17 protein-coding genes are annotated in these 20,681 nt (G+C 40.2%); 9 read left to right on the top strand and 8 right to left on the bottom strand.

Going from position 1 to position 20,681, the window contains the following annotated elements; all coding sequences use genetic code 11:
• Positions 1-4 precede the first annotated feature (4 nt).
• The 6 genes from mdcE to I6E61_RS06670 all read left to right on the top strand — a co-directional run bounded on the left by mdcE (position 5) and on the right by I6E61_RS06670 (position 6,761).
• The gene (gene mdcE / locus I6E61_RS06695) at positions 5-721 is read left to right on the top strand and encodes a biotin-independent malonate decarboxylase subunit gamma (protein ID WP_197131886.1); all 717 of its coding nucleotides are present in this window, start codon (positions 5-7) and stop codon (positions 719-721) included.
• A 31-nt stretch (positions 722-752) separates the two neighbouring features.
• The gene (mdcG, locus tag I6E61_RS06690) at positions 753-1,478 is read left to right on the top strand and encodes a malonate decarboxylase holo-[acyl-carrier-protein] synthase (protein ID WP_197131884.1); all 726 of its coding nucleotides are present in this window, start codon (positions 753-755) and stop codon (positions 1,476-1,478) included.
• On the top strand, positions 1,405-2,292 hold the full coding sequence (mdcB, locus tag I6E61_RS06685; RefSeq protein ID WP_197131882.1) for a triphosphoribosyl-dephospho-CoA synthase MdcB: 888 nt from the start codon (positions 1,405-1,407) through the stop codon (positions 2,290-2,292). The genes mdcG and mdcB overlap by 74 nt, the downstream gene beginning before the upstream one ends.
• Positions 2,270-3,178: a malonate decarboxylase subunit epsilon gene (mdcH, locus tag I6E61_RS06680; protein WP_197131880.1), complete on the top strand. Its 909-nt coding sequence runs from the start codon at positions 2,270-2,272 to the stop codon at positions 3,176-3,178. Before mdcB ends, mdcH begins: the two co-directional genes overlap by 23 nt.
• A 133-nt stretch (positions 3,179-3,311) precedes the next feature.
• Positions 3,312-4,115, top strand: a complete 804-nt coding sequence (locus tag I6E61_RS06675) for a sulfite exporter TauE/SafE family protein (RefSeq protein ID WP_197131877.1) — start codon at positions 3,312-3,314, stop codon at positions 4,113-4,115.
• 384 nt (positions 4,116-4,499) lie between these two features.
• Positions 4,500-6,761, top strand: a complete 2,262-nt coding sequence (locus tag I6E61_RS06670; protein ID WP_197131874.1) for a TonB-dependent siderophore receptor — start codon at positions 4,500-4,502, stop codon at positions 6,759-6,761.
• Positions 6,762-7,255: 494 nt separating this feature from the next.
• On the opposite strand, the gene I6E61_RS06665 is transcribed toward I6E61_RS06670, so the two are convergent.
• The 6 genes from I6E61_RS06665 to I6E61_RS06640 all read right to left on the bottom strand — a co-directional run bounded on the left by I6E61_RS06665 (position 7,256) and on the right by I6E61_RS06640 (position 13,883).
• Positions 7,256-8,029, bottom strand: coding sequence for a sulfite exporter TauE/SafE family protein (locus I6E61_RS06665; RefSeq protein WP_197131858.1), 774 nt, complete (start codon positions 8,027-8,029; stop codon positions 7,256-7,258).
• A 153-nt stretch (positions 8,030-8,182) separates the two neighbouring features.
• On the bottom strand, positions 8,183-9,688 hold the full coding sequence (locus I6E61_RS06660; RefSeq protein WP_197131856.1) for a tripartite tricarboxylate transporter permease: 1,506 nt from the start codon (positions 9,686-9,688) through the stop codon (positions 8,183-8,185).
• 5 nt (positions 9,689-9,693) lie between these two features.
• Positions 9,694-10,149, bottom strand: coding sequence for a tripartite tricarboxylate transporter TctB family protein (locus I6E61_RS06655; RefSeq protein WP_197131853.1), 456 nt, complete (start codon positions 10,147-10,149; stop codon positions 9,694-9,696).
• A gap of 116 nt (positions 10,150-10,265) precedes the next feature.
• Entirely contained in the window at positions 10,266-11,279 is a 1,014-nt protein-coding gene (locus I6E61_RS06650) for a tripartite tricarboxylate transporter substrate binding protein (RefSeq protein WP_197131850.1), read from the bottom strand.
• A gap of 489 nt (positions 11,280-11,768) precedes the next feature.
• The gene (locus I6E61_RS06645; protein ID WP_197131848.1) at positions 11,769-12,569 is read right to left on the bottom strand and encodes an amidohydrolase; all 801 of its coding nucleotides are present in this window, start codon (positions 12,567-12,569) and stop codon (positions 11,769-11,771) included.
• A 24-nt stretch (positions 12,570-12,593) separates the two neighbouring features.
• Positions 12,594-13,883: an SLC13 family permease gene (locus tag I6E61_RS06640; RefSeq protein WP_197131845.1), complete on the bottom strand. Its 1,290-nt coding sequence runs from the start codon at positions 13,881-13,883 to the stop codon at positions 12,594-12,596.
• Between the two features lie 493 nt (positions 13,884-14,376).
• On the opposite strand from I6E61_RS06640, the gene I6E61_RS06635 reads away from it, so the two are divergent.
• On the top strand, positions 14,377-15,102 hold the full coding sequence (locus I6E61_RS06635) for a GntR family transcriptional regulator (RefSeq protein ID WP_197131842.1): 726 nt from the start codon (positions 14,377-14,379) through the stop codon (positions 15,100-15,102).
• A gap of 192 nt (positions 15,103-15,294) precedes the next feature.
• Here the strand turns inward: I6E61_RS06635 and I6E61_RS06630 are convergent, their stop codons facing one another.
• Complete coding sequence (locus I6E61_RS06630) at positions 15,295-16,245, bottom strand: EamA family transporter (RefSeq protein ID WP_197131838.1); 951 nt, start codon at positions 16,243-16,245, stop codon at positions 15,295-15,297.
• Between the two features lie 555 nt (positions 16,246-16,800).
• Here I6E61_RS06630 and I6E61_RS06625 point away from each other — a divergent pair.
• Both I6E61_RS06625 and I6E61_RS06620 read left to right on the top strand, forming a co-directional pair.
• Complete coding sequence (locus I6E61_RS06625; protein ID WP_197131835.1) at positions 16,801-17,883, top strand: helix-turn-helix transcriptional regulator; 1,083 nt, start codon at positions 16,801-16,803, stop codon at positions 17,881-17,883.
• A 507-nt stretch (positions 17,884-18,390) separates the two neighbouring features.
• Positions 18,391-19,341, top strand: a complete 951-nt coding sequence (locus I6E61_RS06620) for an Ig-like domain-containing protein (RefSeq protein WP_197131832.1) — start codon at positions 18,391-18,393, stop codon at positions 19,339-19,341.
• Between the two features lie 361 nt (positions 19,342-19,702).
• On the opposite strand, the gene I6E61_RS06615 is transcribed toward I6E61_RS06620, so the two are convergent.
• The gene (locus I6E61_RS06615; protein ID WP_197131830.1) at positions 19,703-20,608 is read right to left on the bottom strand and encodes a LysR family transcriptional regulator; all 906 of its coding nucleotides are present in this window, start codon (positions 20,606-20,608) and stop codon (positions 19,703-19,705) included.
• Positions 20,609-20,681 lie beyond the last annotated feature (73 nt).

Raw genomic sequence — 20,681 nt, 5'->3', positions numbered from 1 at the left:
TATCATGCAAACGAAAACAATTTTAGAAGCATTGTTTCCTAACGAGCTTGAGTATCACATTGAGCATTCAATGATACGAGGTAGTGCAGAAACCAAAATCGGCAAAGTTGAAATCGTTGGTACCGTCGATTCCGCCGCTATGAACCAACTGATTGCAATGACACTTGCCAATGAGATATTAGATGTCATAGCACAAGGTAAAAAAACGCCTATCGTATTTATCGTAGACACGATGGGACAAGACTCATCGAGAGCTGACGAGTTGTTATGTCTCAATAGAACGTTTGCTCATCTGGCATCTTGTGTTGATCTGCTTAAACGCAGCGGTCATCCAAATTTGGCTATTGTTTTGGGTGAGGCAGTCAGTGGTGGGTTCTTATCTTATGGTCTCATGGCAAATCAAGTGTTTGCCATGCAATCAAGCCAAGTGAAAGTGATGGATTTAAATGCGATGTCGAGGGTAACTAAGATACCGTTAGATAAGCTGAAGTCCTTATCACAGACATCTGCCATTTTTGCCCCAGGTGTAGAGAACTACTATGCAATGGGCGCCGTCAATGATATATGGAAAGCGCTTGATGAACATTTGGTCGAAAACGCTCTTGAATCTCAACTGACACATATTGATGATTTTCTTATAGATAATCGCCGGCAAGTGGCAGAAGAAAGAAAAGGGCGTTTGTTATGCAATGATATTGTTCAGTCGGTTTTGACCGCTTAATATTAAACAGGTCTTTATAGAGGTGAGATGTATGCAACGTCATGATTTAGTTTACTTACAGCCCCATGAGCCATATGACTTTATGAATGCATCTCTACCTTTATCGGTGACCATGGCGGTTGGTAAGATGATTGCGTCTCAACAACCACTGACGGCTTGTAGACAAGATATAAACGATGTCATCAAGGTTGCGACCAGCTATATAGAGGACGGTCGTAAATATCGATTGGCACTAACGCTATCTACAACTCCTGACGTTATCAAGCCACCTTTAGCGCTTGAAGCTTTAATACCTCAGTTACCGAAAGTGATTCAAAGACCTACTCAACAATTTATTGAACGCTGTGCTGATTTAAATTGTGATGTGCGTGTCTATGGCTCCTTTGCCAATCAATACTTTACGGGTTTGCCTTTTGTGAAACCTACATCAGATTTGGATATTTTAATCGTTGCACACAGCAATAATATTTCACAAATATTATTAGAAGTGGAAGCCTTTAACCTGCTTGCGCAATCTGCCGCGGGTTTAAAGATAGATGGGGAGATAAGACTACATGGATGTAACGACGTATCTTTTAATGAGCTAATCTACGCCATTATGTTTGATGTCCCAACCGTTTTAGTAAAAACCCTTTGTGATATCAAACTTCAAAAAATAGACGTATTACTAGGATGGAATACTGATGAATTTGAACACTTTATTAGATCGAACAAACAAGCCTTTATTGTCCATACAGGCAGTCTGGCAGCAGATTGATGAATTAGCATGTGAAGCTTTATATGATGAATTAAGTCTGGAGAATAAACCAGGATTGGTCTGTCCGTCTAGCAATGGTAGCCATACAGATATGAACCACCTTACCTTTATTAATAGTATCAACTCTTTGAAAGGGTATTTTTCCACGTTGAGTCAGTTTGGCTATGATGACAGACCATTCGATGACTTAAAAAATATGGGAATTTACCAAGAAGCAAAAATGAGAGAGGCGACCAAAAATATTAATACTCATAAGGGTGCAATATTTAATTTAGGTTTTGTCTGTGCAGCGATTGGTAGATGTATACAAGCAGAAATACCACTAACCGCTAAGAATATCTGTGAGCAACTGGTGGATCGGTGGCAGTTTGATTTAACGACTCGTCTGCAGCGTGAGCCAGATAGCCACGGTCAAAAAATGTTTAAGAAATACGGCATAACTGGTGCTATTGAGATGGTTTCTAATGGTTTTGAGGTTATTTTAACTGACGTTTTGCCATGCTTCTATGACACTATCTATAGCACTCGAGATTTTGAAAAAGCCAGTATGCAGTCGTTAATGACATTGATATCCGTATTGTCAGATACTAATATCGTGTGGCGAGGCGGGATAAAAGACTTAGAAAATGCGCAAGCGTTGGCGAAACAGTTTTTGCAAGCAGGGGGCGTACATCAATCAGATTGGCGCCAAAAAGTAAGTAATATCAATCAGTATTTTATTCATAATAACCTCAGCCCAGGTGGCAGTGCTGATCTATTGGCCGTCACGATATTTTTTTATAAGGTGGAAAATGAATTTAATTATCCTATTTAGTGGGCAAGGTCTACAAAGCCAAAAGCACGTGGATGAAATACTGACCTATACCTCGGAGCATGAGCAATCCGTTCTAAGCGCTATAGTACCAGAGCTATTCGATGAAAATCTTGACAGTGATAAGTTGTTTGATAACAAAGTTGCACAACCGTTCATTTATACTTTGCAATATTATCGATGGCACCAGCTACGTCAATTGATTGCAGCACCAACGGCTTTTGCTGGGTATTCTTTGGGAGAAGCAAGTGCCTTTTGTTGTAGTAGCCAGCTCACATTTGAGGACGGGTTAGATTTAGTTAGTAAAAGAGCCAATCTCATGCAGCAAGAAGTAACAGAGTCTAGCGGGTTATTAGCAATCAAAGGTGTGCCTGATAGTAAACTGGATCAATTGCTTGAAGAGAGTAAAACCTATCTATCTATCAAGATTAATAGAGACCAGTTCATTATAGGTGGTCACAAAAGAAATCTTGAACAGGCTACACAAATTGCCCAGACATTAGGTGCGCAAAATGTGCAGCTGCTAAATGTATCAGTGCCATCGCATACGGTAATGATGCAGGGTGCAGCAGCAGAATTCCGTAAATATACAGACTCATTAGCTTTATCCGCTATGACAACACCGATTATTAGTGCCACTGAAGGCGTAAGATACAGTGAGACAAATCAAGGTTTAGATATCTTGTCACGTCAAATCGATCATGCCTTAGATTGGTACCGCTGTATGGAAAGTATTGAAGAGTACCAGCCGAGTATGGTGATAGAGATAGGCCCGGGAAATGCTTTGTCCAGAATGGTAAATAATTTGCTACCGCATGTGCCTTGTAGAAGTTGGGATGATTTTCGTAATGTAGATGGGTTAAAAGAGTGGATAGAAAAGAACAGTTAATGGCTAATGGTTAATGGCTATAGTTTAGAGCTTGATACATGGTTTTTTATAATGTTTTCAATAAGGCCGTCAGATAAAAACAATAATAATAATGATGATGTGCGCCTTATTATAATCAAAAGGTAGGCTCTACATGTTGTATGTGTGGTTTGTTATTGCAGGCGCGTTCGCGGGAGTCAGTGCTGGCTTGTTTGGTGTGGGCGGCGGCATGATTATTGTCCCAGTACTCGTATGGATTTTTACGGCGTATAATTTTCCTCCTGAAGTTATTACTCATTTAGCGATTGGTACTTCTCTTGCGACGATTGTTGTGACTTCTATCAGCTCACTAACGGCTCATAATAAACGTGGCGGTATACGTTGGGAGGTCTGGCGTCATATGGCCTTGGGTCTGGTTATTGGTAGTCTGGTTGGCGCAGGCATTGCTGATATGATTGAAGGTCAGATGCTACAAATTATCATTGGTATTGGTGCATTACTAATGGCGCTAAAAATGTTGTTCTTCTCTAACCAAGAGTCAGTAGAGAAGCCATTACCACCTGCTAGTGTACAGTTTGGGGCGGGTACGGGTATTGGTATGGCATCGTCTATTTTTGGTATAGGCGGTGGTAGTTTGACCGTTCCATTTTTAAATTGGGCAGGCTTGCCAATGAAGCAGTCAGTTGGGACTTCCGCTGCCTGTGGTTTACCGATTGCTTTAGCTGGTGCGGTAGGCTTTGCATGGTTTGGTCAAGACGTGGCCAACCTTCCTGAAGGTACGATAGGATTTGTGCATATTAGTGGATTCTTATGTATTTCAGTGGCGAGCTTTGCGATGGCGAAGGTTGGTGCAAAGCTTGCCCATGTATTGCCAGCTTTGATGCTTAAGCGGGCCTTTGGCCTGTTATTATTAGTAGCTGGTGGACAGTTATTGTTAAGTGGTATTGGCGTGTTATAGGTAGTTTATAAGCTAGCTTTCATCAAAATAATGCATTAAAAGAAATAGCTTACTAAGTAGTCGCTTATTTATTAAAAATCAAATTAAATAATCCCCAATCGTTAGTTATTACTAGTGATATTGGGGATTTTTTAATTGTGTCAAAACCTGATTTATTTAGTTTCTAGTCTGTAGTACGTACACTCGTTTTCCTTACGATGCTCATGCTTGTGAATGGTATTAAATGTAGAAAGTGATAGTTTCAGGAATAGATCATCATAAGATAATGATAATTGTTTTCATTACTATTTATAGTTATACTCTATTGTTAATAATTGATACTAATTATTGCTACAGTGAAAACTAATGATTTCAGCTTTCTTAAACTTGCCATGAGTAACTACGATGACAAAACCCCCGACACCTGCTGTTCAAATGCCATACCATTTTTTATCGTTATCAGTGATATCTATCATGGTCACCATGGCAAGTCAGACGGTACTAGCCGATGACAATATGCGACCTATCACACAGGTAAATAACAAGTCTGCATATATTGAAGCAGATGAAGCGTCGAATGAAGTGCCTTCGACCACTTTAGATACGATAGTAGTGACGGCATCCAGCATTAGCAATAGTGAAGATACAGACGACTATGTCTATGACCGTCAATCAACTGCAACAGGATTGACGCTAACGGCTAAAGAAACCCCACAATCAGTAACGACCATCACCAATCAGCAAATTGAAGACCAAAAGTTAGAAACAGTATCTGATGTCCTTCGCAATACTCCTGGTATTAGTGCAGCAAGTTTTGATGGTGGGCGTAGTGGTGCATCAGCAAGAGGCTTTGATATTGATCAGTATCGTATTGATGGTCAAGATGTTGATTTCTATGCGCAGTGGTCAAATGGTGAGGACTTGGCGAGCACTGCCATTTACGATCGAGTCGAAGTGGTACGCGGTGCTGCAGGGCTGACGGCTGGATCAGGTCAACCTTCTGCATCAATTAACTTAGTGAGAAAGCACGCTGACAGTCGTGAGCCGACTGCGACTATTAGCGCGACTGCAGACAACTATGGTAAATATGGGACGACGATAGATGCCAGCACACCACTGACAGCTGACGGTGATGTGCGCGGTCGCTTTATCACTGAGTATCAGAATGGTGATACTTATGTCGATCGAGAAGATAAACAGCTTGGACTGTTTTATGGCGTGATCGATGCGGATATTAGTGATGATACTACGATAAGTGTCGGTGCTTCATATCAAGATAATGTACAAAACTCAACCATGTGGGGATCGTTACCGGCTTATTTTAGCGATGGTAACAAGGCTTCTTGGGATGTGAGTAAAAACGGCAGTGTTGATTGGGTGAAATGGAATAGCACCAACCGCAGTTATTTTGGTTCTGTGACTCATGACTTGAATGATGATTGGCGACTTGAGTTGAAAGGTAGTCGTAGCGAAAACGAGTCTAATGACAAGCTGTTTTATCTATCAGGAAACACGATAGACAAAGAGACGGGTCTGGGTCTGTCAGCATACAACGGACGTTTTGAGAGTGAGCGTAATCAAGACAATGTACAGGCGAGTGTCGATGGTTATTTTGATGCTTTTGGCCAAACACACGAGGTACGTTTCGGCGCTAGCTATAATAAAAACGATTTGACCGCCTACAGTTATACCGCTACTCCTAACTTTGGTGCTATCGGTGATTTTTTCAGTTGGGATGGTAGTTATTCGGAACCAGTATGGAGTGATAAGAGTCTGTCTACCGAGCTCACGACTAAAGAGACAAGTATATTTGGTTCAGGCCGATTCCAATTGAGCGAGCCTTTAGCCGTTATTTTAGGATCACGAGTTACTGACTACGAAAGCGAAGGTGTGAATTTTGGTACAGATATTGATGTGTCACATGACGCTATCTGGGTACCTTATGTTGGTGCTACTTATGACATTGATGACAATCATACGTTATTTGCCAGTTACACTAGTATTTTTAAACCGCAAACAGAAGTGGATGTGAATAATGATTATTTAGACCCTATTGATGGTGATAACTATGAGCTAGGCATAAAGAGTAGTAATGATGCGGGTACGATACAAGGTCAATTTAGCGTCTTTCGTATCAAGCAAGACAATCTAGCTCAAGCAGATGGTGACAATATGGTGTCTGGTGTCGATATCCCAACACAAGCTTATGTTGGTGCTGAAGGAGCAACCAGTACAGGTATCGATGTTGAGGTGACTGGAAAAATAACACCGGAATGGCAGACAAGCATTGGATATACTCAGTTTACGGCTGAAGATAAGGATAATGTTACGGTCAATAGTGGCTATCCTGACAGAGTGTTCAAGCTATTCACTACCTATGATATGTCTAACTGGGTTTCTGGATTGACCGTGGGTGGCGGTGTTAGTTGGTCTGATGAACGTTATAGCTTGTTAACCAATCCCGCAAGTGGTCTACAAGAAAAATACCAGCAAGATGCCGTAGCCTTGGTTGATTTGATGGCGCGTTATGCTGTAAACGAAAAACTAGCACTACAACTCAATGTTGAAAATTTGTTTGATGAGCAGTATGTAGACAGTGTTAACTTTAGCCAAGTTTATTATGGTACACCACTCACTGTGTCAGGCAAGGTAACTTATAAGTTTTAGCTATTCTAGTACTTGTCACTCAAACCAGTTGTTTCCGACTTTTTAGCAAATAGTAGGGATCAAAAAGAGGGTTTTAATTTTAATAGATTTTAAGAGTTAGTTGCGTTTTGGTCATCGTCGCTTTTTCAAGTAACTTAACCTTGATTGAATAATTATGATTAGAGATTAATAAAAGCAGATGTTTTCCGCCGCAACCCGTGTTTAACGGACGAAAAAAAGCCTCAGTCTTAAGATTGGGGCTTTTTAAATTTGGTAGGCATAAGCAGATTCGAAAAAACGCTAAGGAAGATGTTATTTTACTGATATCGTCAGTCTGTTCGATTAAAACTATCTGCGTTGGTTTTGATAGCATTGCTCAGGGATAACCAGTAGGCATGTAGCCAACAAAGACACTATGTGTAGCGACTCCATTGGTAAAGATATATGAGGTGAAAATACTATCATTGTTTATGCAAACGTACTGTGGATAGTTATGGCGTAGAATGGAGGAGTCTCTAGAACAGCACATCAATATTTCTTATTATCATTATTAAGCCACTGATGACCATGAGTATCAGCAGCATGATTCTAAACTGGCTAATACTGATTCCTGCCAAAAAGCGTTTGCCAATGATATTGCCAATCACGGCGCCCAGTCCTAATACTAGACCATACACCCATATCTTGACGGTGAGTATTCCAAAAAAGGTGTAGCTGACGATTTGTACAATACCTACAAAGAAAGAATTGGCCGTTTTGGTCGCAATAAGGCTTTCTTTTTCTAGTCCAGCATTCATATAAAAAGGGTTAAGAATAGGGCCGAGACCACCCACCAATGTGCTCATAAAAGCAATGGCAAAGCCTACAGGTACAAAACCTACTTTTGGCATATCAAATGTTTTACTTACTTTACCAAACTTGTATTGGAAAATAGTCGAGACTAAAAATGCACCAACCAATAACTGAATCCAGCCTGCATCCAAACGACTAAACACCAATGCGGCTAGCCATGCACCTACGATAGCGCTTGGGACATAGTATTTAGTCAATGACCAATCAATATCATGCCAGAATAAATAGAGCCGCGAGGCATTGCTCATAAAGGTAGCCACGTTGATCACAGGTGGTGCAACCGCTGTCCCTATCATCGAAGAGGTGACTGGTATCAGTAGCATCGCACCGCCACCACCGGATATAGTGGAGATAATAAAAGCGACCATGCCAGCGACAAACAAACCTGCTAAGTGCCAAGTTGGAATGGTTTGCAGTAAATCTAAAACAAAGAGCACTATAAAATCCTATTTCATAAGTGACATCAAGTAGGGAGGCATAACGCATTTTGGACGATTGATAAAAGCTTGACTATATCCTAAAAAAACGGTGGTCACACATAGAGTATGACCACCGTAGAAATAGCATTTAGAGAGCAGACTGGCTGAAAACTAAATAGCAGTCTTTTTATAACGCTTACGATATACGCTGCGTATTATAGGCATGAATACCATTAAGATAGCCAATAACCATAGAACGACAGTAATAGGGCTGCTCCATAAGATACCCAAGTCTCCCTGGGAGATGGACAGAGCGCGTCTCAAATTAGACTCCATTAATTCACCCAGTACATAACCTAAGATAAGTGCGGATAATGGGAAGTTTAATTTACGTAAGAAATAACCAAAGACACCCAGTGCGACCATAAATACTAAGTCAAATGTGGTGCTATGGATTGAATAAACCCCAACAAAACTGACAGCAGCGATTGCTGGTATTAAGATATAGTTTGGTACATCAAGCAGCTTGGCAAATAGACCAACCAACGGAATATTCATGACTAACAAAATAACGTTACAGATGAATAGCGAGGCAATCAGACCCCAAACGATATCAGGCTGCTCAGTAAACAACTGCGGACCTGGTGTGATGTTATATAAGGTCAATGCACCCATCATGACAGCTGTCGTACCAGAACCTGGCACACCTAAAGTCAACATTGGCACAAACGAACCACAAGCTGAGGCATTGTTTGCTGCCTCTGGTGAAGCAACACCGCGAAGATCGCCGTCACCAAAGGTGCCAGTATCACCAGCGATTTTACGCTCACTAGCATAAGTCATCGCACTCGCAATAGTCGCGCCTGCACCAGGCAAAATACCAACAACAAAACCCATTAATCCACTACGTAGCATGGCGCCAAAGGCAAAGGTAAACTCTTTAAAATTCAGTAAAGTGCGCTTGCCTTGAGCAATAACCTTATGCCCAGTTGTTGTTTTTTCTAGTAATATTAAAATCTCACTGACACTGAAAAAACCAATAACGATAGTCGTAAACTGGATACCATCAGACAGATTAACAGAATCGAAAGTAAATCGATAAATACCCGTAACCGCATCAACGCCCACGGTCGCAAGACCAAGACCAATTAACGCTGCAATACCGGTTTTAACGGGTTGGTCACCAACTAGTCCACTTAAACAGGTGATAGCAAATACCATCAGTACAAAGTATTCAGCAGGTCCAAATGAGATTGCCCATTTGGCGAGTAAAGGAGCAAATAGCACCACACCGATGGTAGCAATAGTCGCACCAACGAATGAGCTAACAGCAGATAAAGATAGTGCAATACCAGCCTTGCCTTGTTTTGCTAATGGATAGCCATCCAAGGTTGTCATAATAGCACCAGCATCACCGGGTACATTGATGAGAATAGCAGAAATACGACCACCATACTCACACCCGAGATAAACGGCTGCTAACAAAATGAGCGCACTCTCTGGTGGTAAACCAAGTGCAAAGGCGAATGGTAGTAAAATCGCCACACCGTTGATTGGACCGAGTCCGGGCAACATGCCTACAATCGTGCCCAAAAAAGCACCGATAAGTGCAATCAATAAGTTTTTTGGCGTGGATGCAATGGCGAAGCCATGCATCAAAAAATCAAAAGTATCCATATTGGCTATCCCATTATCCCTGATAACAATCCAAGTGGTAATTTGACGTCTAAAAGTATGTCAAATAAAACGTATAAGCCAATACTGATTAACACTGAAAAGATAAAGCTTTTTAGAGGGTTACCTGCAAACAGTAAACCTACCGCAAAAGACATCAGAATAGTGGCAAAAATAAAACCTAGTACTTCAAAAATAAGAGCATAGACCAATAAGGCTAGCGCACAAAGTATCAAGTTTCTAATGATAGGTTTAGTCAGCGCCAAATCGATAGGCTTAGTAAAACTTGCTGGACGAAAAGTGACGACTAAAGCCCCAAATGCCAGCAATGAAAAGATTAAGATAGGATAAGGGCGAGGACCGATTGGATCATAGGCGATAGGGGCTACATACCCAATGGCTAAGTATATTAAGAACAAACTAACCAGTGCCATCAGCCCAGAGAATGCACGTTCCATTGTCATAGAAGTATTCCTTAAATTCCAAAATAAGAAGGTTGAGAGATGCCTCATCTGTCAACCTTCGATAAATACTATAAAGATCAGTATTCAACCATTAAGGGGATATGATCTGAGTAATGCTACTTAGCTGCAGCATCAACAAGACCGTACTCAGCAGACAACTCACGTAGCTCACCAGTACGCTTATAAACGTACGCTTGTAGCTCTTCTCCAGTCATAGAGAATGGTAGTAATTCTTGCTGCTCACGTATTTCAGCAAATTTTGGATCAGCAAGCATTTTGTCAAATGTTCCTTTCCACCAGTCATAGGCTGCAGGACTAACATCTGGACCCATATAGTATCCGCGAACAACTGGCCAAGTGACGTCATAGCCTTGCTCTTTGGCAGTTGGGATATCGGCCATAGTGCCACCCAATCTGTCATCTGCAAATACGGCTAATACACGTAATTTTCCAGCATTGGCTTGTGGCATGATCTCAGCAATACCAGCGCTCACGACAGTAACATGGTTACCCATTACCGCTGTGATCGCCTCGCCGCCACCTTCCATCGCAACATAAGTCATGTCACTAGGATTAACACCAACCGCTTTGGCTAAAATCGCCGTCTGCATCCAGTCCTGACCACCAACACTACCACCAGCTGCAAAACTAATTGCTTTTGGATTTGACTTCAGCTCAGCGACCAATCCTGCCAAATCTTTGATAGGAGATTCGGCATTGACAGCGATAGCACCATAATCGGTACCAACGCCTGCTAGCCATTTCACATCTTTTTCAGTGAATTTACCAAATTTACCTTGCGATAAGTTGAGGATAGAGCCAGTAGAGAAGGCAATGATTGCATCGTTATTAGCACGATCATTAGCAACGATTTTGTTATAAGCAACAGCACCGACGCCGCCTGGCATATAAGTGACTCGCATCGGATCTTCTAATAGGCCAGTATCTCTGAGGCCAGCTTGAGCAAGTTTACAAGTCAAGTCAAAGCCGCCGCCTGGTTTTGCTGGGGCGATACATTCTGGACGTGAAGGGGAGTCATAGCTGGCATCAGATGCTGTTGTATCAGACTTATTACATGCAGTAAGGGCTAGTGCAGAAAGGCCAAGAGCCAAATAGGATAGTTTGTTCACACGACACTCCTTGTGTGTTTTGTCGACTAGATAGCGACGAGATTTTAATTAAGGCGAGACAGTTATCAAATGTAAATTTAATGCTGAATTGACTCAGATACATAAATTTTATAGTGATAGAGCTTTCATCGTTGTGCAAAAGTAACAGAATGTTCTGATAAATACAAGAAACATATGTATGTATGTATGAATGCTATTTTTTATCTGACCACCCTAAAAACAGAAAGATATTTTGATTAATAATACGAGAAGGCCTGTAATGGCAGACAGAATAAAGGGTGTGCTAAGAATTTTATCGGTTGCGACTGGTAGTTTTTTCAAAAATAAGCATGGAAATGACTGAAAAATAAAATGGGGGCCGTGCGCGCTAAAATATGGCAATGATAATGTCACATACTGCAACGTCGATAGGTAAGATGAGAATAAAGAAATTATTTAGCACATTTGATAAAGAACAAGAGAGGTATATTATTTTAAGTGATGGTTACATTAGAAGTTGAATAAAGAGATATTGTTGGTCGTTAATATTTGTGTTTCCAATGCATCATCATTGATGATGTGCTTAAAAGTGGTTAGGGCTTTGGTAAAATTTACCTGATGTTCATTTTGCGTATGTGGCCAGTCACTTCCCCAAATGAGACGGTCTTTCATATGACGTGCCATCAGTAGCTTGAAGGCATCTTTGGCATTTTGGATGCCAAGGTTGCTTCCTAGCCGATAATACCCCGATACTTTTATCCAGTGTTGGTCGGGGTCAAGCATGTCTAAAAGCTTAAAATAGTCCTTATCTTGGACACCTTTGGTAGGATTAAATCGACCAAAATGATCAATTACAATGTCGATGCGATATTGTTTTAACACTGGTAACAACTGGATCAAATATATAGGAGGTGCCTGAATCTCTACCTGCCAATTGATATTGGCTAAATGGGTTAAAAAAACCTTCCACTGCGGGTCAGTCAAGTCAGGGCAGACCACACCGAATAGGTTAATCCGTATGCCTATAACTCCTCGTTTATCAAGTGCCTCTAAAGTAGTAGCATCTGTGGTGTTAGCCAACACAGCAATGCCTCTAAGACGTGTGGGATATTTTGAGAGAGCGGCTAACAGATAGCGGTTATCAGTGCCTAAAAAGCTAGGCTGAACTAATACTCCTTTGCTAAAGCCATGCTCATCAAGCTGCTCTATATAACTCTCCACACTGGCGGTATAATCGGGCCGATAGCGCGCTGCCGCTGGAAAAGTATCATGCTGTGAAAATACATGTGCATGGGCATCTATGTAATCCATATAAACCTCTTTTCTTAATAATCATCAAAATAAAAGCTGGATAACAAAAATGGCTAGCAATCCTACAACGATACCTAGGGGTACCGCCTTAAATAATAAAGTATTTAAAAGCTGGTTTTTGTCTATGTGTACTTGAGAAGCGCCTAATATTAGACTGCCTCCAGATGAGAAAGGGGAAATCGATGAGCTTTGAGCACCCATCACAATACAAATAAATAATAATAAAGGGTTTAGCCCAGAAGCAACGGCTAGGGCAGGCACCATAGGGAATAAAGTCGGGGCGACGACCCCAAGTGTGCTAGCAAATACAGACATAATCGCGCTAATGATAAATACCAAAATCGGTATCATCCAAATAGGTACGTTTGTACTTAGCCATTCTGTCAGCTCGTAAACAACGCCTATCTCCACTCCGAGGCTAATCAGCATACCGACGCCACAAATCATAATGAGGGTATTCCAAGGTATTAACGCAATGACGACTTTTTCATCGCCTAACTTCAATATCAAGCTAACCAACGCGAAAAAAAGAGCGATAAAACCAATATCAATCCGAGCATTTAAAAACTGAATGGTTTCTACATTTGGTATTAATAAATTCAAAATGGGTACAATCAGTACAACAGCCATCATGATAAAAATCAGCATGATAGATTTTTTTTGTTTACTATCTAAAGGCTCCGGCATCACTGTTTGAATCGCTATCCTGCTATTTTTAGCATTGATAATGCTATAAATACCTAACACAACAATCGGCATTAAAAAGGTCGCAGTAAAGATCCCTAAAGCATAGGTAAAGGTATTATCGTTGGCTACACCTGCTCCGCGCATAAGTTCTCTGAAAATGACGCCACTTTGTGAGGTGACGAAGTTAGCACCGGCTAAGGCACCATAGTTTACTGATAAGGTAGCAATAATGATATTTAAGTTGGTTCTTTTGGCCAATAATAAAATCATTGGTGCCATTGTGGCGAGGACAGTGTAATAACCAGCGCCTAAGCCTGCAACAATGGTGGCGACAAAGAAAATAACCAACGGTAGTAAAGCGGGGAAATGCCGACACTTATAGATTAAATGACTGCATAGTTTTTCTAATGCGCCATTAGCGAGGGGGAAATTATAGAATAGAGTGACCGCGAAAATAACAAAGAAAATTTTGAGAGGCCATAGCTCAATAACCTCATAAGCACTGAGTTCCATTCCAAAACAACCGATAAGGTATGAAAACACGATGGCAAATAGGCCAATATTAATTTTGGTTATGTAGCCCAACGCAATAGATATTACGATGGCAGCTATAATATATAGAGTCATGGCTGCTCCTTGAGCGTAACTTTGTGAATATCAAAGATGCCCAAATTGTTATAGAGTAAAGTACGCTAAGATAACATTGACAAATAACTTGCTAAGTTAGAGAATCATATAAGCTAAAAAAGTGTCTGGTTCTATGGTAATAATGCCAAAAGTGTAGCAATAACGAGGGCGCGTCATCTATTAGCAAATTTAATTACTTAGTGGTCTTAAAGTGGCTAAATTCTGCCAAATATTGTTAGAAATCTTATCAATATGTTTATATTTAGGGTGACTTACTGGTTCGCGGTATTTATTTTATTTAAAGCCATATAATCTAAATGATGACATATCATAGATGATATTGACCATAAGAATATGGATAAGCTTCAATATTAAATGGATGGATATAAAACTTTCTTGATATTTGAGCTAGTGTGGTCAGGTTTGTTTCGCTATCTAAAATAATAGCTTTGTTTAACGTAGTAGACAGAACCCCTTCTATTTTGGTGAAAAAATGTTGAATAATCTAAAAGGTTTTAAAATGCCGCGCTATGAGCAGGTACGGTGGCATATCTTAAATTTATTGACAGAAAGTAAGTGGAATGAAAATACACCATTACCTACTGAGCAAGAGTTTGCAGATAAGTATCAAGTATCGGTAGGAACCGTCCGTAAAGCAGTCGAAAAGCTGGTAGAAGATGGTATTTTAATGAAGCAACAAGGTAGAGGTACTTTCTTAAAGCGCCCAAATTTCGAAAGTTCATTATTGAGGTTTTTTAAATTTCGTGATCAGGATGCTTGTTACGTCACCCCAACTGGAGTTGTTGAAAAAGTGATGGTGATAGACGCTGTTGACACCATCAATAAAAAATTAAATATTGGTAAAAATAAAGCACTGATTTATATAGAGCGTGTGCGTATTGTCGAAGACAAGGTTATGCTGAGTGAAAGAATTTGGTTGCCTGAAAGTCGCTACTCCGCCTTTGTAAATTTAGAGCCAGAAGAGTTTGAGAATCTTCTCTACCCTTTTTATTACACAGAGTGCGGTCAATTTGTATCGTCTGCTGTAGAGACCTTATTCTTTATAACTAATCATGTAGATCCCTATCTACAAAATACTAAGCAAGAAAACTTAGTCAAGGTATGCCGTATTGCCAAGAACTTAGAAGGGGTTCCCATTGAGTACCGAGAGTCGTACGGGATGGCAGAGAAGTTCAGTTATGAGATTAATATTATTTAGTGGTTAAGGCGTGTTCTCATCTCATTTTCATCGACATGTCTAAAATGAGCACATGCCCTCATAACGCTAGTAAGCAAGTCATTTAAGCGAGTTTGATAAAAATACTTTATCAAATTCGCTTTTCTGTTTTCTGCGGATGATAAATGATAAATAGTAATCTATGCTGTTTGATAGGAATATAAGCCAATAATATTATGCTGATTTAGGCTTTTTTGTCAGCTTCATATTTGCCAATAACAAACCTGACAAGATCAATATCATCGCCAGCATCTTCCACCATGTCACTACTTCCCCTGTGAGCAGCACTGACGTAGTCATACCGAATACGGGCACTAATAGAGCAAACGGCATCACCTTAGAGGCCGTGTTTTGGCTAAGCAGATGTGCCCACAGTCCAAAACCAATCAAGGTTGAGATATATACGATAAATCCAAGCGATAACCATGACTTGAGCGATGCCTCTGTAAACGTCGCCAACTGCCATGCCTCGGTCTCAAATATGAGAGAAGATAAGGTTAAAATCACACAAGCAATTAAACCGCCCCATACCACTAGTGCTAACGCAGACAAAGCAGAGGCTTTGTTTTTGCCAGTGGCAGGCGACACAATAGAAGCACTTGATTCCTGCTGTGCGGCTTTTAAGGTCGCTTGTGCTGATGCTTGCTTTGATGCGATATTACCAAAACTCCAACCTATTGCCGCAATCAAAATACAGACAAATCCAGCCAAAGGCATATCACCGCCAAGGTTTAGCGCAATCACACCCAAGCCTAGTACGCCAACTATCATACCGATGATTTGCATGCGATTTACTGCCTCACCCAATATAAAGTATGCAAGCAATACGGTGATAAAAATCTGAATCTGTAGCAATAGTGCCGTCAATCCTGCCGATGCACCCAAATGCATCGCGGTAAATACAAAAGCATACTGCATAACAAACGTACCGATGGCATAGATAAATAGTGTGCGGTTGAACTTAGGCGGCTTAAGAAAAAAGACCAGGGGCACAGCCGTAAAGAAAAAACGTAGGGCAGTGAGCATCAGTGGAGGAAAGCTGTCGAGCCCCCATGCAATAAAGGTAAAGTTCACACCCCAAATAAAGGTAACCAGTACAGCTAATGCAGTATATAAAGGGGTCATATAATTGGCCTAAAAAATGATGACTGGTTATTAGTGTTATCAATCGGTTGAGATATCATGATTCTCATATAAAACAAATATGGTACTAGCTCCCTTGTGTCAATCTTATCGCGGCTTGACTATATGGGGTTAATTAAGATGGTGTAGAGTGCAATGTCTAATAGGCTCCAATGAATTCGATATTATCAATATTACGTAGAATACGTGATAACAATCAGAGATATAAGTTTTTTTAAAGGTAACTTATGACTATTGTGTAGTAATATGAGTCAGCGTTAGACTTTACTGTGTTCTTTCAGGTAAAAATCTAGATAATTCTTTCGTCAAAAAAGGCCAGTACATAAAGAAAAATCCTCAGTTATTAGCTGATTTTATAGTTTGTTGAGGAACCAAAACGGCGATATGCTAGATAACTAAAGTTGTTGAAAGTAGAGGTCTGTAGTAACAAAGAAAATCAATACAATTATATGTTTCAGGAATCTATGGTCCAAATAACATTGGCCTTAGTCTCGTCAAAAGATAGATTGAATATAGTCAATCGTAACTGAGTCAAAAATGATAGAAGCTGAATACAGTACTCATAAAAGTATGATGTTTGCCATAAGAGAAGCAATGACATTGTACTTGTTTGATAAAAAACGTGAAAAAGACATTCCTAAAATTGCAGAGATTTTTTTATCAATGGACAGCTACGACGGTGACAGAGTACCTATGTCAGCTGTTATGAAAGAAGTAAACGATTTATGTAGTACCTTGCAAGACAACTATTTAGGATTAAGCTTAAATTTTTTGGTGAATATTGAATCATTACCTTCTTATAAATCTATTAGCGAATGTGTAAGGCCTTTTGCCAATGTGAGTAATGAGCTGCCTTTCCTATTGGTCAGTCGGCTTGTATATCGTTTTTTCCCCCTGATTACACAGTCTATTACCCTCAAGCTTTCTGTAGAGAAAAGAATGCTTCGATTTGATTTTATCTCCAACGCCCCAGATATGATGAATAAGCATCAAATTGATGGTGCTATGGTACTGGTCTATCGAATCGTAGAAGCGTTTTGTCCAGGTATGCTGAAGAAATTATATATTGCACAGCGTCATACGGCTTATGAGTTGGAGTACTATCAATCAGTCTTTGGGGCACCTGCTGAGTCTGCTAATAAAACAAGTTTGGTCTATGCCTTAAAATGCAAAGATCATTATAAAGATGCCGCTAGCTTATTGATAAAAGCTGAAGAGGAGCTGGGCAGAAAGTTTTATATCAATCCTTTATTTAATATGTTGTTTACTCAGTTTTCTGAAGTTAGTTACAAACAGCGCTGTGAGATAGTCATCGATACAATGATGGGTGTGAGCTCGCCAACCCGAAGTCAGGTCGCAGATTCAATGAATATTAGCGTCAGTACGTTACAAAGAAGGCTAACTGACGAGGGGACGACGTTTCAAGAGATTTTAGAGGATACTAGAAAGCGATTGGCCAAACTGTATTTAACTGAAAGGAAAATATCAACAACGGACGTTGCGTATTTATTGGGCTACAAATCCCACAGCCAATTTTTCAAAGTCTTTAAAACTTGGTTTGGCATAACACCGAAAACGTATCAAAGTAACAAGCTAAATCATACAGAAAATGATATCTAAGCATTTTTGGTATTGGAGCAAGACATGGATAACAGTGATTCGACAGTAGATTGAATCAGTATTTACGCCAATACGCTTTGATTGAACAAACTCGCGTAAGAAACCCATTAAAAAAGCCACTATCTTTAAGTGGCTTTTTTAATGGGTTTCTTAGTAGTAAATCTTACTTTAGTGACAATAAAAATACGACAAACACTACTCGTATCAATTGTAGTGTTGCTCCTTTACTACTGGGACTGCTCCATTATTTGTTGCATTTCGAGTCAATATGATATGAGGTTGTCCGCTTGCGAGTTAACCTGTAGTAAAGAGGTTACTAGATAGTAATACGTCTCTTATAATCTATACTTTAACAAAACATCTGTTTACTAACCATCGCCAATAGAACTATTAGCACTGACGATAACTTATGCAAGTAACTTAATAAGATATCGTAGCTGATTGTCTAATATAAATATGTCTCAATCTGTATTAGTTGACTTAAAAAAGAAAAGGGAGAATCAGTATATGAATACTATAGTCAAAACTAATGACATGACTCAGATTCTAGACCAAGTACAGCTAGTAACTGAAATTGGCGAGTATTATATAACGGATACTGGCGATGCCTTTGATTTTCTAACATATCTAGCAATAAGTAATGCAGAAAGGCAAGGACTAGAGGGCATAGAAGATAATGCGGTAGCGATACCTTGGTGGATGCCTACAGCAACTGAGGCTAGGGAAGTAGGTTTAGTCGCTGATAGCTGTTATAGCAATAGAAATAATTTTGAGGATGGTGCTCCATTTGTTCGTAATAACAGCGTGACGACTGTAGGCCATAGGTCAGACATGGCTCGCAATGAGACTGATGTAGACAGAGATTTATTGAGTGTAGAAGACTTTATGATTGAAGGTCATACTACGGTTTATCAACCAGATAACACGGCGACGATTCCAAATGATGGCCCGCTCACAATTACCGCTGATGGCATGCTAGCCTTCATGCCAAATAAGGGTTACGCAGGCGCTGTACCAGACGTGGCCTACACTATGACAAGTGGCCACGGAGACTGCGATAAAGGCATTATAATCTTTGATGATGTATCTATGGCTTCGAAACAATTAGAAGCTGCCAATAGTCAGAGTGTGACGACTGTACATAACAGGGCAGTTGAGATAAAAGTTCTTGGCAGTCACACGGATTCGGAAAGTGATTCATTAAGCGTAGAAGTGTTTACTATTGAAGGCTATACCACGGTTTATCAACCAGATGACACAGCGACGGTTCCAAGTGTTGGCATTATCACTATGACGAATGATGGGACGTTAACCTTCACGCCAAATGTTGGTTACGCAGGTGTTGTGCCAGATGTGACTTACACCATAACGGATGGCAATGGCGGTATAGACATAGCTATTGTGACCTTTGACGATGTGCCTACCGAGTTAGCGGCTAATGACGCTGTCTCTATGTAATTATGTAAGTTAGCACGCAGATTCTGACATCATTCCATTCTTAATAGAGGCCTCAAAAATACATCTGATTTTATGTCAATCACAGGAGCCGAACTGTATTCTTCAATCAACAACTATCATGAAAACTTAGCGTATACTGAATTGAGTTTGTAGTATGGTTAAATCCGCTACATCGTCCTCTTCGCTAATCTTACTAATGTACAACTTGAACCCGGTTTGCTTGCACTCGATTTCCTTGGATTGAACTTATTTGAATTCACCTATATTCAAGATGTTTTTTAGTTAGAAGTTACTAAAAATTCGAATTATCTTCTTTAAGTTTATTGAGCTTCTTGTGCTTTAACTTGATGAACTGGAAAGGCTAGCACTCATCCCAATAGGGATTATCACCGAAACGCTCAGCGATAAAATCAATAAAATAGCGGCATCGCTGAGATAAAAATCTGTTTTTCGGATAGACTGCATAGGCAGTTAGCGTGGGTAGCTCATATTGTTGCAAGATGGGCCTTAGCTCGCCACTAGCTACGGCTTGGTAAGCGATAAAGGTTGGCAAAAAGATAATGCCATGACCTTTTACTGCCATTTCACGCATAAAATCACCATTATTTATTTTTATTTTTGAGTTAGTTTCCACTTGATGTTTTTTGCCTTGTTCATCTATCAATTCTATCGTGCTAGATTTGCTCAGACTGTATTGCAAAAATTCATGATCTGCTAAATCTTCTACCGTTTTAGGTGTGCCCATTTTATCTAGATACTCAGGGCTGGCGCATAGGGTATGACGAATTAATGATAGACGTTTGGCCTGATAGCTAGAATCTTGCATCTCTCCAATACGAATGGCCAGCTCAAACCCTTCTTCAACTAAATCCGTATACCGATCAGAAAAATCCAATTCAAAATTGAGATTGGGATGTTGATTGGCGTATTCATCAATGACATCCTTTAGATGAAGCAAGCCAAATGATAACGGTGCGGTCATCTTTAATGTGCCTTCGATACGAGTCGGCGCACCACTGGATGCTTCATTCAGCGCATCAACCTCATTCAGTATATTACTCACTCTTTGGTAATACTGCTCACCTGCTTGCGTCAAGTTCGATTGACGTGTGGTTCGGCTGATCAACTGACTGCCTAAGCGCGTCTCTAACTCCTTGAGACGGCGGCTGACAGCTGACTTGGCGATATTTAATTGCTCTGCGGCTTTAGTAATGCTGCCTGCTTCGACAATGCGTACAAACATTGCCATGTCTTCTAGTTGTCCCATTTTAGCCACCCCTTAATTGTTCTTTAAATGAGAACTTACATTTGCAATTATCGATGTTTATCTGCAGCTGAAC

Source organism: Psychrobacter sp. NZS113, assembly GCF_015864825.1.
Taxonomy (GTDB): Bacteria; Pseudomonadota; Gammaproteobacteria; order Pseudomonadales; family Moraxellaceae; genus Psychrobacter.
This window is presented reverse-complemented; position numbering and strand designations above follow the sequence as displayed.